Source organism: Virgibacillus sp. (assembly GCF_013393565.1).
In the GTDB taxonomy this organism is placed as follows: Bacteria; Bacillota; Bacilli; order Bacillales; family Amphibacillaceae; genus Virgibacillus; species Virgibacillus dokdonensis.
In genome coordinates, this window is the sequence record NZ_JABXHF010000030.1 from 21,707 (window position 1) to 35,332 (window position 13,626).

The 13,626-nt window shown below is 34.5% G+C and carries 11 protein-coding genes and 1 pseudogene; all 12 read left to right on the top strand.

Going from position 1 to position 13,626, the window contains the following annotated elements:
• Positions 1–189 precede the first annotated feature (189 nt).
• Positions 190–879: an MBL fold metallo-hydrolase gene (locus HLX49_RS08255; RefSeq protein WP_296361172.1), complete on the top strand. Its 690-nt coding sequence runs from the start codon at positions 190–192 to the stop codon at positions 877–879.
• A gap of 235 nt (positions 880–1,114) precedes the next feature.
• Positions 1,115–4,738 (top strand): dynamin family protein, encoded by a 3,624-nt coding sequence (locus HLX49_RS08260; RefSeq protein ID WP_296361174.1) that lies wholly within the window; start codon positions 1,115–1,117, stop codon positions 4,736–4,738.
• A gap of 34 nt (positions 4,739–4,772) precedes the next feature.
• Positions 4,773–5,618 carry a 5'-3' exonuclease gene (locus HLX49_RS08265; protein ID WP_073004823.1) on the top strand — a complete coding sequence of 282 codons (846 nt, stop codon included), beginning with the start codon at positions 4,773–4,775 and terminating at the stop codon, positions 5,616–5,618.
• A gap of 493 nt (positions 5,619–6,111) precedes the next feature.
• Entirely contained in the window at positions 6,112–6,747 is a 636-nt protein-coding gene (locus HLX49_RS08270; protein WP_206193285.1) for an ABC transporter ATP-binding protein, read from the top strand.
• Positions 6,748–6,797: 50 nt separating this feature from the next.
• Positions 6,798–7,592, top strand: a complete 795-nt coding sequence (locus tag HLX49_RS08275) for an ABC transporter permease (RefSeq protein ID WP_077703770.1) — start codon at positions 6,798–6,800, stop codon at positions 7,590–7,592.
• A 121-nt stretch (positions 7,593–7,713) separates the two neighbouring features.
• Positions 7,714–8,160: pseudogene (locus HLX49_RS08280) on the top strand (isochorismatase family protein); the annotation flags it as partial.
• Positions 8,161–8,399: 239 nt separating this feature from the next.
• The gene (locus HLX49_RS08285) at positions 8,400–8,825 is read left to right on the top strand and encodes a PH domain-containing protein (RefSeq protein ID WP_296361183.1); all 426 of its coding nucleotides are present in this window, start codon (positions 8,400–8,402) and stop codon (positions 8,823–8,825) included.
• A 29-nt stretch (positions 8,826–8,854) separates the two neighbouring features.
• A complete protein-coding gene (cysK, locus tag HLX49_RS08290) occupies positions 8,855–9,775 on the top strand; it encodes a cysteine synthase A (RefSeq protein ID WP_077703765.1) in 921 nt (306 codons plus the stop codon).
• Positions 9,776–10,105: 330 nt separating this feature from the next.
• A complete protein-coding gene (locus tag HLX49_RS08295; protein ID WP_296361185.1) occupies positions 10,106–10,768 on the top strand; it encodes a CPBP family intramembrane glutamic endopeptidase in 663 nt (220 codons plus the stop codon).
• A 137-nt stretch (positions 10,769–10,905) separates the two neighbouring features.
• Positions 10,906–11,829 (top strand): WD40/YVTN/BNR-like repeat-containing protein, encoded by a 924-nt coding sequence (locus HLX49_RS08300; protein ID WP_296361187.1) that lies wholly within the window; start codon positions 10,906–10,908, stop codon positions 11,827–11,829.
• Positions 11,816–12,676, top strand: a complete 861-nt coding sequence (locus HLX49_RS08305) for a hypothetical protein (protein ID WP_296361189.1) — start codon at positions 11,816–11,818, stop codon at positions 12,674–12,676. The genes HLX49_RS08300 and HLX49_RS08305 overlap by 14 nt, the downstream gene beginning before the upstream one ends.
• A 246-nt stretch (positions 12,677–12,922) precedes the next feature.
• Complete coding sequence (gene speG, locus HLX49_RS08310) at positions 12,923–13,441, top strand: spermidine N1-acetyltransferase (RefSeq protein ID WP_296361191.1); 519 nt, start codon at positions 12,923–12,925, stop codon at positions 13,439–13,441.
• Positions 13,442–13,626: the final 185 nt, after the last annotated feature.

The following is a 13,626-nucleotide window of genomic DNA, read 5'->3' on the forward strand; positions in this document are numbered from 1 at the left end:
TAGCGAGCGTTCATTTTAAAATACAATAATTTTGTGATGTAAACTAAAATGATTTTTATGATGTGTAAATTTTTTCGCAAATATCTAAGAGCATTTGTTACATGTAAGACGTTTTCTGCTATAATAAGAATGCTTTGTTACTAGGGCATATTGGAAATAAATAGATTTCTTGTTAATAGTGGAGGAAAAATGAAAATAATAGAACTACCGATTGAATTTGAATTTAATGGGCAAAAAAATTGCATCTACCCTAGCCTATTTATTTCAAATAATGATGAATTAACTTTGGTCGATACAGGGTATGCAAATTTTTTGCCTTTAATTGAAAATGAAATTATTAAGAATGGATATGAAATGAAGCAATTAAAAAACGTAATTGTTACGCACTATGACGATGATCATATAGGTTCATTATATGATTTTAAAGTAAAATATCCGCAGATTAATATTATAGCTAGCGAAATTGAATCAACATACATTAGTGGCGAAATAAAATCAGAGAGATTGGTTCAAGCTGAAGATATGCTGGAAAATTTGCCAAAAAAGGATTTGGAGTTTGGTATATGGTTTGTACAGCAATTAAGAAAGTTGAAGCATGTCGCAGTAGATGAGAAGGTAAATGATGGTGATATAATTTTAGATAGCAAGTGTAAAATAATAGCAACACCAGGTCATACTTCGGGGCATATTACATTGTATTTTCCAAGTTTAAAAAGTGTAATTACTGGAGATGCAGCTGTTAAAAACTATGATGATTTGATTATTGCTAACCCGCATTTTTGTTTAGATATTAAGCAAGCAGAACAGTCATTGAATAAAATTAAAAATCTTAAAGTTAAATATATTTATTGTTATCATGGTGGGAAATTAACTTTATGATTTCAGTGTTCGTTATTTTGATACACACAAAAAAGTAGAGAGTACCATCATACTTCGCTTTTTTGTGTGTTTTACGATTCGTTAAGATGAAGAATGAAAGTGTGGTTTTAAATTAACTGTAATTTTATTATGTAAACTAAAATGATTTTAAGTAGAAATAGAGTTACATATCTCGTATAATAGACGCTAGTAAATCGGATAAGGGGATGCAAGAGAACTTATGGGGGAGATCATCATGGAGAAAGAAACCGCGCCACGTTTCGTATATCAACTAGCTTCTGTATATGAACAAGTACGCGAAAACGGAGATGACATACGCACAGAGAAATTAATTGAGCTCTACGATAAATATAAGAGACAGGAACTCACGATCTGTTTTGCTGGGCATTTTTCTGCTGGGAAATCATCGATGATTAATGCTTTGCTTGGGCAAGATATTTTACCAAACAGCCCAATTCCAACAAGTGCAAACATTGTTAAAATCACATCTGGCAAGGGCAGCATTAGGGTGTATTTTAAACATAGTGATCCAGAAGAATATAAAGAACCGTTTAATTTGGAAGTTTTAAAACAATATTCCATGGATAAGGATAATATCCAAAAGATTGAAATTAGTACATCTGAACAATTGCTTCCTTCCAATTCTGCATTTATTGATACGCCTGGTATTGATGCTGCAGACGATGCAGATCGATTAATGACAGAGGGTTCCCTCCATCTAATGGATGCATTGTTTTATGTGATGGACTATAATCATGTGCAATCAGAAGTGAATTTACAATTTATGCGTAATGTTCAACAAAAGAATATTCCGTTTTACATCATCATTAATCAGATTGATAAACATAAGGAGTCGGAATTAACATTTGCTAGTTTTAAAGAGAGTATTAAGCAAACTTTTGATCTATGGGAAATTAAACCAGAAAAAATCTTTTACACTTCCTTATATGAACCAAAGTCGAAGCATAACCAATTTACCGAGCTTCAAAAGGCCATACAAGAATTGTTGACTAGTCGTAAACAAGCGTTATTAGATCGTAAACACCATATAGATGACATCATTACACAACATGTTGATTTTCTTCAAGAACAATATGAAGAAGCATTGGAAAATGACTATGTTACGAGTGAGCAACAGGAAAAGCTTGTAAAAAAATCAATCATAGTAGATGCGTTATCAGCACTTGAACAGAGGGAAGCTGATTTAAAAGCAGATTTTTATAGCATTTTACAAGAAACGGTAAAGAATGCTTATTTAATGCCAGCAACACTAAGAGATAAAGCTACTTCTTTTTTAGAATCTCAACAAAGCAATTTTAAAGTTGGTTTTATTGGGGCGAAAAAGAAAACAGAGGAAGAGAGAAAAAAACGATTAACTGAATTTGTATCAGATTTACAGCAGAATGTAGAGGCTGGATTACAATGGAAACTTCGAGACAAATGGCTCCAATTGATAAAAGCGTATAAAGTGGATGATGGACAAGTCCAACATGATTTACAGCACTTTACGATTGCTGTTAAGGAAGAAGACCTTATAAGAACGATGAAACAAGGAGCGACACTTAATGGTGATGCGATCCTTCATTATACCAATGATGTGGCGCATGAAATAAAGAAGCGAGCAAAACAATTAGCACATACTTTATGGAACCAAATTGAGCAAGCTTTTCAAGCTGAGGTGGCTCCTGAGCGTTCACGATTGAAGCAACAATTAACAGAAATCAATTATATTCAAGAAAAATCAAACCATTATTATGCATTAGTAGATGAATTAGAACAAAAGCAAACGATGGTTAGACAGGATCGTTATCATAAGTCTGCTACTGTGAAAATGACAATTGTAGAAATAGAAGAACATGTATCAAAACAAAAAAAACGTATAAAATTTGCAAGTGAGCCAGCACTATTTAAGCGGGAAAACATCCCTGACAAGCTACTAACCAAATCGAGTCAAACAACAACGGAATTAACAGAAGAAAAACAACCAGTGGATAGGGCTATAAAGGCTATTGAACAGACCTTAGATACGGTTAAAAACTTACCAGGCTTTCAATCACTTATAGAAGATTTATCTCGTAAACAACAACGATTACAACATCGCACATACACGATTGCTTTATTTGGCGCTTTTAGTGCTGGAAAATCTTCATTTGCGAACGCACTCATGGGAGAAGCTGTTTTACCTGTGTCACCAAATCCAACCACTGCTACTGTCAATCGAATACACCCAGTGACAGATAAAAATCAGCATGGGACGCTATTGGTACAATTAAAAACAAAACAAGAATTAGTGAAAGAAATAACGTCCATGACCAAAAAGTTTTCACCGGTTGCAGATGAACTAGAAAATTTGATTACTTGGATTACTAGGGAACAACTTCATCATCACCCAGACTTAGAAAACACGTATCAATCATTTTTGCAGGCTGTTTTAAGTGGTTTCGATTCCATGAAGGATGACTTAGGTAAAGAAATTATTTTATCTATAGAAGCATTCCCTAGCTATGTGACAGATGAGACGAAAGCTTGCTTTGTCGACACGATTGATCTTTTTTACGATTGTGAATTAACTAGACAGGGAATCAGTCTTGTTGATACTCCTGGAGCAGACTCTGTTCACGCCAGACATACAAATGTTGCCTTTAATTATATTAAACATGCAGATGCAATTCTTTATGTAACCTATTATAATCATGCACTGAATCGAGGCGATAAAGATTTTCTTATGCAATTAGGTAGAGTAAAAGATGCTTTTGAATTAGATAAAATGTTTTTTGTCGTTAATGCAGCTGATCTAGCAAAAGACAAAGCAGAATTATCGTTAGTTTCAACATATGTAAAAGAACAGCTAGCGCAATTAGGGATTCGTTTTCCTCGCTTGTACCCTGTCTCTAGTAGGAATGCATTAACGGAAAAGCAAATGAATCATCGTCCTGATGAGCTTATGAGTAAGTTTGAAGACGATTTTTATCCATTTCTCCATCACGGTTTAACGAAATTGGCTGTAGCTGCAGCTTACCGAGATGTGGAACGTATAGAGCAACAGCTTCAACAATTTATAGCATCACAAAAATTGGATCAACAAGAAAAAGAGACGTTCAAAAACACCATTGAACAAAAACGCCAGCAAATAAAACAGATCATTGATCGTATGAAAGGTACAATAGAGATAAATCAAGTGAAACAAAAAGTGGAAAAACAAATATATTATGTTTTGGAGCGATTTTCCATTCGCTTCCATGATATATTTAAAGAAACATTCAATCCAGCAACAATTACGGAATCCGGTAAAGAAGGGCGGCAACAGGTTTGGATTTGTCTACAAAACTTGGTTGATTACTGTCAAACTGAATTGCTTCGAGAGTTACAAGCTGTATCGTTACGTTTAGAGGCATTTATGAATGATAAAATGCTAGAAGTGTACCGATCCGTAGAGAAACAGAGTCAAAAAATCGATCATTCATTTTTGCTTGCAGAAATAGACAGAAAGAAAATTGCTTCACCTGATTTTATCGAGCCTTTAAAAAATGTTAATTTGCAAGCTTTTGCTCAAATTGTTCAATCATATAAACACACAAAAGCTTTCTTTGCTAAAAATGAGAAGGAACAAATGAAAGAGACTATCTTTGAATTACTTAAACCAGTAACGAAACAATCTATGGATGAGAAGGAACAAATGATGGCCGCTTTTTATGAGGAAGAGTGGACAGCAATTATAGAGGAGTTAAAACAGACTATGGCTAATCAACTCCAAAAACATATGGAAAGTTATGAAGAGATGATGTCATCAAACGTTTCGTTGCAAGAGTTATTATACAAACATGATCATATATCTGCTATTTTAGCAGATCACAAATAGAAAGAAGGATTTTACTTTGAATAAACATCAAATAATGCTAGTTGACGGCATGGCGCTATTATTTCGAGGTTTCTTTGCCACAGCTTTCCGTGGTAATTTCATGAAGACAAGTGAAGGGATGCCAACAAATGGGGTTTATCAGTTTTTGCGCTATTTTTTAGACGCTGTGCACACATTTGAACCTACGCATGTTATCTGCTGTTGGGATATGGGGAGCAAAACTTTTAGAACGGAAATGTACGCTGATTATAAAGCTAACCGGGATAAACCACCAGTTGAATTAATACCGCAATTTGACTTAGCAAAACAAGTGGTAGATCGTTTTAATATGCCAAATATTGGTTTAGAAAATTATGAAGCAGATGATTGTATTGGAACCCTAGCTAAGATATATGCGAAAGATCACGAAGTAACTATTCTTACAGGTGATCAAGATATTTTACAATTAGTGGATGATGGTATCCGCGTGGCAATTATGAAAAAAGGACAGGGAAATTACGATTTATTTCATCAACATAATTTCTATGAGAAAAAAGGTATTCAACCGAAACAGATAATTGATTTAAAAGGATTAATGGGAGACCCTTCTGATAACTACCCAGGTGTTAAAGGCATCGGTGAAAAAACAGCGTTGAAATTAATTCAAGAACATGGATCTATTGATGCATTAATTGCAAATATAAATACATTGCCAAAAGGTGTACAAACAAAAATAAAAACAAATATGGATATGTTGCTCTTATCAAGAAGCCTTGCTGAAATAAAGTGCAATGTTCCCATTACGTGTGAACTAGACCGAGCATTATGGAATTATGATCGTGAACGAATAATTGGCACCTTCGAATCTCTAGAATGGAAGTATTTAGATAAGCTTGTATAGACTACTTTATACTGGTAATTTCGATCCTATTATTTAAATGAGATAACTGGAGATGATTGGTCGAAAGAGAATTAACTAACTACATGACCTCTCCTGTTGTCTCAAAACACAAAAACTTGGCGATGAAGCCAAGTTTTTGTGTTTCTGTCATGTAATAAAGGTGTTTATAGGGGGGTATCCCATATACCTATGAGGGGTATGGGGGATGCCTCTCTGCAATCCTTCTGTTTCATTCCTTATTACGGATACAAGCACGATGATTTAGATCCAAATACTAAAAACAGTCACTACTTCGAAAAGAAAGCAATCGTTTGCACGTATGTCCAGCCTGTTTTTTACTGTCATGAAATCAATTTATTTGGTTAAGCTAACAAAATAATTTATAGTTAGTAAGTGGAATGTTATATGGACTATATTGTTCAATGAGTAACACAGTAGTAATAAGTGAAAATATGTAGTATACGAGCAAAATTACATCGTGAGGTTGATAAAAATGGCATTGTTTCGAGCGGAAAATATAAAAGTGAAGGGGATTATTGAAATAAACAAACTAGAAATCCCTGCCCAACAAATTGTTTGTATCGTTGGAAAGAGCGGAAGTGGGAAATCGACTTTTTTACGATTGTTAAATCATTTGGATTCGCCTGACGAAGGGACTATTTTCTATCAAGGAGAAAACATGCAGAAAATGAATCCGATCGAGCTTAGGAGATCGATAACTATGGTTCCACAAACTCCAGTCATATTTCCAGGCTCCGTAGAAGACAACTTAAAAATTGGACAGAAATTATCTGGTATAGATGTAGTAAATGAGTTAAAACTTAAAGAGACTTTAGAAAAGGTTTTTTTACATAAACCATTAGACGCTCCTGCTGAAGATTTATCAGGTGGCGAAAAACAACGGCTTGCATTAGCAAGAGCTATGTTACTACAAGCAGATGTTTTTCTTTTAGATGAGCCTTCCTCTGCATTGGATAGCGATACGGCAGATAAGGTTATTGATGCGTTTATCGAACCTATTAAAACAAAAAACAAATCTTTAATTATGATTACGCATGATCTTGAGTTAGCGAGGCGTGTAGCAGATGTGACCATTGCAATGGATCATTATAGTAAAAATGTCTCCTAACAGTTAAGCTATATGAATTATACAGACTTGTATGGAAAGGGGAATACAAAGTGAGCGAGCCAAGTTCTATTGATTTAACTTTTTGGCAATTACTATTCGCATATGTTTTTATTGTTATTTTATGGGTTATTGTTCGTGTGAAAGGTATCCCGAGGCAAAAATTAATTGTTATTTCCACAGTACGGATGACAGTGCAATTGGTTTTAGTTGGTTATTTATTAATGATTGTGTTTGAAAATCCGCATCCAGCGATCACTTCAGTCATTGTTTTATTTATGCTTGGATTTGCTATCTATAATGTGTATAAACGTGCAACCGTAGCCATTCATATATCTGTTAAAAAGACGATTGCGTTAGCTATGGTATTAGGCATATCTGTGAGTATGGCTTATTTTTTATTCGTTGTTCTTCAATTAGATCCTTGGTATGATCCACAGTTATTTATTCCGATTGGTGGCATGATCATCGGTAATGCGATGACTGGTATTACTTTAGGTGTAAACCAATTACTTATTGGTATGAGAGAACAAAAAGAAAAAGTAGAAGCAGCTTTAATGTTAGGTGGAACGCCAAAAGAAGCATCCAATTCGATTATTAATGAAGCTTTTGATTCTGCACTGCTTCCAACTATTAATTCAATGGTCGGTATGGGAATTGTATTCTTACCTGGTATGATGACAGGACAAATTATTGCTGGAGCATCACCTGTCAGTGCTGTGAAGTATCAGATTGCAATTATGCTTGGTGTAGCAGGAACTGTTTCAATTACTGTTGTAATTTTTCTCCATTTAACATACAAAGCGTTCTTTAACCATCGTGCACAATTGAAATTTTCTGATGACTAGTATTTAAAAAAACAAGTACGCGTTCCATATGTGTTAACTTAGCTACTGTTTAAACTTTTTTCGAAAAGAGACTTTCTTCTTAATAATATAGACTAGCAAGTGAAATAGTTTTGTTAGTGACCTAGAAAAATCAAGTAAATTAAATATTTCTGTTGTCTTTGTTAGGGATTTAGATGTTGCAGAAGGCAAAGGGAAGGGTTTTCAAGTGCATGAAGAAATCCATATACCTAAAAATGCAACATTCTTTGATAAAACCGCAACAAATTCTTTCTATGGAACTGGACTTTTAAATTACTTTAAATCTGAAGAAATTGAACATGTAGTTATGATGGGGTGTACGACCCAGCATTGTATTGATAGCGCAGTCAGAACAGCTACGATTAATGGGTTAGATGCTACATTAGTAGGTGATGGACATTCTACAACAGGAAGCGATATTTTACATGCAGAGCAAATTATCCAGCATCATAATAATACTCTGCATGGACATTACAATGTTGAAAACTTTTCCATTGTAAGAAAAACAGAGGAAGATTTGTTTCATCCAACACATCATTTATATAGGTGATTTTCTTTATAAAGTAATATCCCGATTTCTTAAGTTTGACAAAGGAATTGGGATCTTTTATTGTTGCGTGTTTATTCAATATAAAATGAAAGTGTCATTAAATCGAACACTTCTGTATTGCTTTAAACTCTCTATAAGGGACGAAGCCGATTCTGTACATACGTTAATCCAATAGGTATAGTTGGAAAAAAGGTTGTATTCCCTTTATAATGAATAAAAAACATACAGGAGGAAAATATATGGTGTTTCCTTCCAAGAAGGATCAATGGATTACTGTTCTCTTATGGGGGATTTCTATAATAGGATTTTTTATACCGATAATTACAGGAAACGGGTTGTCTATTTTACTAATCCTTCCTTTAATTGTGTTCTTATTATGGTTTTGGTTTGCCACGGATTATCGGATTATTGGTGAAAAACTTAAAATTCGCTATGGGCCTGTTCGTCAAACGATAAATATAAAAGAGATTGAAGTCGTTTTTCAAGCGAAAAAAAATCCTTTAGCTGCTGCGCCAGCTTTATCACTTGACCGAATTGTATTGCATTGTGGAAAATTTAACGTAACAAGTATATCACCGCTAGACAAACAACAATTTTTACAAGCACTTATTGCTATAAACCCGCATATAAAAATGGAAAAGTCGTTGAAACAATCACTTTCTTAAAGTACTTGTTTAACAAGGAGGATGGGGAAATGCGTGTAGTAGAAAATATTAGTCAATTAATTGGAAACACGCCAATGTTGAAATTAAACAAACTTGTTCCTGACCATGCTGCAGACGTATATGTGAAACTAGAGATGTATAATCCCAGTAGAAGTGTAAAAGATAGAGCCGCGTATAATATGATTAAAGTAGCGGAGGAAAAAGGATTATTGAAACCAGGTGATACTATTATTGAACCTACGAGTGGAAACACTGGCATTGGATTAGCAATGAGTGCGGCGGCAAAAGGGTATAAAACGATCATTGTCATGCCCGATAATAGTACTGCTGAACGAAGGAATATTCTTAAAGCTTATGGTGCAGAAGTTGTTTTAACGCCTAGTGAAGAAAAGATGCCTGGTGCAATAAACAAAGCGTTGGAGTTACAAAAAGAACATCCTGGAAGTTTTATTCCACAACAATTTGAAAATATGGCCAATCCGGATATTCACAAAACAACAACGGCTTTGGAAATACTTGAGCAAATGGAAGGTGAGCTAGATGCTTTTGTATGTACTGCAGGAACTGGAGGAACAGTAACTGGTACAGGTGAAGTATTAAAAGAAAAGCTTCCACACATCCATATCGCTGTAGTAGAACCAAAAGGATCTCCTGTTTTATCAGGAGGAAAGCCTGGTAAGCATAAGCTTGTCGGCACAAGCCCTGGTTTTATACCAGAGATTTTAAATACGTCTATTTACGATGAAATTATGCAAATTGCAGATGATGATGCAGTTCAATTGTTTAAAGAACTTGGACAAAAAGAAGGCATTTTTATTGGTCTATCAGGTGCTGCTGCGGTATATGCAGCTATCCAAACAGCTAAGCGTCTTGGAAAAGGAAAGAAAGTTGTTTGTATTGCTCCGGATTCTGGAGAACGCTATTTAAGCATGAATTTATTTGCGGAATAAAATTGGTATCCTTTTATGTATCATCGCTGACGCTATTTCTCATAAAGATGTTAAGGTTTTGCTATAACCAAAATAAATACTTCCGACATGGTGCTTTTTTAACGATAAGCAAACTTTTTCTTCATCTTTCATTGGAAAATAGAGCTAAGGTATAACTACACGTATCTATGCATTATTAACATATAAAAGCCAACGAAGCTTCGTCATCGTTGGCTTTTATATGTTAAAATAAGCATAACTAGGATAATCGTTTTGTATTTTCATCACTTCTAATAGATTCAATTAAAAAGAATTGAAACCTTTTGACAAATACTTCTGAGGAGAACTTCAATGAAAAAGACTGCTTATATTATTAGTGTTTCTAGTCTAATATGTGCCTTACTTGCCTTTGTGGAGCATGGAATGGATGTTAATTATGTTGTTAAATCATTAAGCAAAATGACGTTATTTTCTCTTGCGATATGGTTATACACTCGTTTATTTGGCGATTTTCGCTTTAAAGATGTTCTAACTTTAGATAAAATGAATAGAAGAGATTGGTTGCGTTTACTTTTCCTTGGAGCATTATCTGCTTCCATCGTTTTAGCTGCTTATTTGTTGCTATCTCCTTATTTCTCAGTTAGCCAAATCAAGCAAGATATAACTGGAAGATTAGGTATAAGCGCCACGGGGTTTATTTTCGTTGGCATCTATATTACTTTTATTAATTCTTTGTTAGAGGAGTACTTCTTTCGCGGGTTTATTTTCTTTCAATTACCCAGGAAAATCGGATACTTTTTTAGCCCTTTGCTATTTGCAACTTACCATATTCCCATGATTGCCTTATGGTTTAGCCCTAGTTTAATTATCACTTGTTTTGTAGGACTTTGGGGGGTCGCGATAGTTTTTCATAAGGTAAATGAGAGAAACCAGACAATTTGGTTTTCGTGGATCATCCATGTATGTGCCGATATTATGATTATTGCCATAGGTATAACGCTATTCTATTTTTAAGCTTTTATAATACTAGATTAATAGGGGTAGCAGTTTTGTATATGGAAATGTCTATAATATGTTATTGCTAGCAATTTGGGATGAACTTTTTCGTTTTTTAGAGCATAAACTTACTTTTAAGAAAGGAGGTACTCCTCATGAAAGCGTTTTTGACCAGTTTGTCCGCTCTTATGTTGGTTGGTTTAATTATTGCTACAATTATCTATCAGCAAAGTAATCAAACCACTTTAATGATGGATACTGATGAAACAGATCATTCAGAAGGAGGTAATCCTCATGAAAATGGTAATATAACGGATTCATTAGTCACAGATCAGGTTGTCGATCATGCTATAGACAATGAAAAACTGTTTATAACCTATAACAAAGGGGAGAATTGGATCCGTGTTCCGATAGAAAGAGATCCTTTGTTTGCTGGAGATTACAATGGAAGGAAGGATGAACTGATTCCGCAAAGTTACATCCTTACTAAGGAGAGAACGGTATTTTTGCATCCGAAAGGAGAAAAGGACGTCGCAATAACATACTCCTTAAACAAAGGGGAATCATGGAACACATCAATTATTGTTGATAATTATGGAGTTATTCGATTTCGGAAAATAGCATTTTTGAATGATGATTTTGGTTATGCCATTCTTTCAGGTAATCGAACTATGTCTCAGGAATATTCCAGTGTCCATCTTACTTTTGACGGCGGTAAAAGCTGGAAAAAAACATCAAGGCCTAATATTTCAAGGTTAATTGCAGATGGGGGCTTTGTTGATGAACGGACTGGCTTTTTGTCTTATGGTACTATTAACCCTCAAGAGCCGCAGCTTTATGTGACGAAGGATGCTGGGCAAACATGGAAACAAGCAAAAGTTTATGTGCCAGATACATACACACTTCATTTTGTAATTGCTGAAACTCCTGAAAAAAATGGTAATGAGCTAACTATGCTAGTTAGGCAAGGGCCAAATGGGGATTATAAAGGTGGAAATGTAAAAGGTAAGTTTAAGTCAATGGACGGCGGAGAAACATGGGAGTTTGTATCGGAGGTGGATCCTGTTGAAACAGAGTAAATTACGTATAGCAGGTTGGCTGCTGTTTCTATTAGCGGGTCTGATATTTTGTGGCCAGATTGTTTTTTTATTTCTTCCTACTATTTATCCTCAGGTAGAATATACTGATAATCGTCTATTTTATTTTTTTAATATAAGCTTTGCTGTTTTTTTATCGTTAGCGCTTTTGTTTTTGCTAGGTCTGTCAAAGATGTGGAGGCTTTTTGTCGTTGTTTGCTTAGGGTTATTTGCAATTGTAAATACTTGGATGCTTGTTTCAACTAATCAGCAAGTAAGAAATATCATTAGCATTTCACCTAATTTTAAAGAAGTATTAGTTATAAAAAAGCAGACAAACACACAAACAGCTACATATTATCGTTCAAGATTCGGCATTTTGGCAATGCCTCACCAAACGCTTCCAGAAGACTTGAAAAGTTCACCCAAGATAAAGTGGCTAGCAAATGATATAGCGGCAGTTACTTACAAAACCTCAGATGACAATTTACAGCAATTTATAGCTACCTATGGAGATCGTGGGGATGGGACATCTTATTATGAAGTTGGAGCAGTTACGCGTGGTAAATGGCGTGGTGATGGAGTTGAGGTGATCAATCATCCAGAAGGAATTACCGTTATAACAAACGGCACTTCAGAGACATTTAGTTGGGAGGAGACTATTCAATACGGGACGCTTGCTATTGTTCTAATGAAAGAGAATCAAGCTGTATGGACGATCGCATTAGATAAAAATTTTGATGCTGAAGCCATTAACGATGGAAGACAACAAACAGGAAATATCATATTATACAAAGCTACAATGAGTGACATAAAACCTATTGTTCTTGCAAAAGGACGATTAAAATAATGATCAGAAGAGTATTTCTGAAATACTGAGGATAATCAAATGTAGCAACGATGATGCAGTACAATCATTTTGCTCCTATAAAATAACTAGTTGAAGAAGTCTTTAAAAACCTGGAAAAACGCTACTTATAAGTAAGTAGAAATGCAGTATCTTTTTCTTTCTATAGGTAAACATATATAATTAGAGGGAGAGAATTTCTAAAAGAACTCGTCGTTATTTAAATTAATTGTGGAGGTATATAGAAAAGTGGAACATGATTTACGATTACGGCCTTTAGAGGAAGAGGATTTACCATTTATTCATGAATTGGTAAACGATCCAATTATTATGTCTTATTGGTTTGAAGAACCATACTACTCGTTTGCAAGATTAAAGGAAATGTATGAAAAACATGCACAGGATGAGCATTTACGGAGGTTTATAATAGAAAGTAAAGGAGAAAGAATAGGGTTAGTAGATATTGCTTATATTGATTATCTTGTTCATAGAAACGCAGAGTTTGAAATTATAATTTCTCCAAAACATCAAGGTAATGGCTACGCTCTTCCAGCTGCTCAATTAGCAATGGACTATGCATTTTCAACATTAAACTTGCATAAATTATATCTCATTGTTGATAAACAAAATGAAAAAGCTATTCATATTTATAAAAAGCTAGGATTTTATGTAGAAGCGGATTTAAAAGAAGAATTTTTTGTAAATGGAAGGTATCACGATGTGTTACGTATGTGTATCTTCCAACGTGACTATTTAAACAAATTATAGTAACGTTTCATACTATCAAAAAAGCAATAGTTAGAAAAATAGCCCTCGTTCAATATGATGATATGCTCCCAATATGGTAGACAGAGAAATAATAAAAACTCTTTACTACGATATTGGGGGCATTTTCTATGTCTAAAAGAAGAAGTAAACATACGTTAGATGAAAGAATCGAGGCGGTATTACGT

What these genes read in the sequence shown, in the direction of transcription:
- HLX49_RS08255 (WP_296361172.1), top strand. Translation starts at nt 190, where the DNA reads ATGAAAATAATAGAACTACCGATTGAATTTGAATTTAATGGGCAAAAA.
- HLX49_RS08260 (WP_296361174.1), top strand. Translation starts at nt 1,115, where the DNA reads ATGGAGAAAGAAACCGCGCCACGTTTCGTATATCAACTAGCTTCTGTA.
- HLX49_RS08265 (WP_073004823.1), top strand. Translation starts at nt 4,773, where the DNA reads ATGCTAGTTGACGGCATGGCGCTATTATTTCGAGGTTTCTTTGCCACA.
- HLX49_RS08270 (WP_206193285.1), top strand. Translation starts at nt 6,112, where the DNA reads ATGGCATTGTTTCGAGCGGAAAATATAAAAGTGAAGGGGATTATTGAA.
- HLX49_RS08285 (WP_296361183.1), top strand. Translation starts at nt 8,400, where the DNA reads ATGGTGTTTCCTTCCAAGAAGGATCAATGGATTACTGTTCTCTTATGG.
- cysK (WP_077703765.1), top strand. Translation starts at nt 8,855, where the DNA reads ATGCGTGTAGTAGAAAATATTAGTCAATTAATTGGAAACACGCCAATG.
- HLX49_RS08295 (WP_296361185.1), top strand. Translation starts at nt 10,106, where the DNA reads ATGAAAAAGACTGCTTATATTATTAGTGTTTCTAGTCTAATATGTGCC.
- HLX49_RS08300 (WP_296361187.1), top strand. Translation starts at nt 10,906, where the DNA reads ATGAAAGCGTTTTTGACCAGTTTGTCCGCTCTTATGTTGGTTGGTTTA.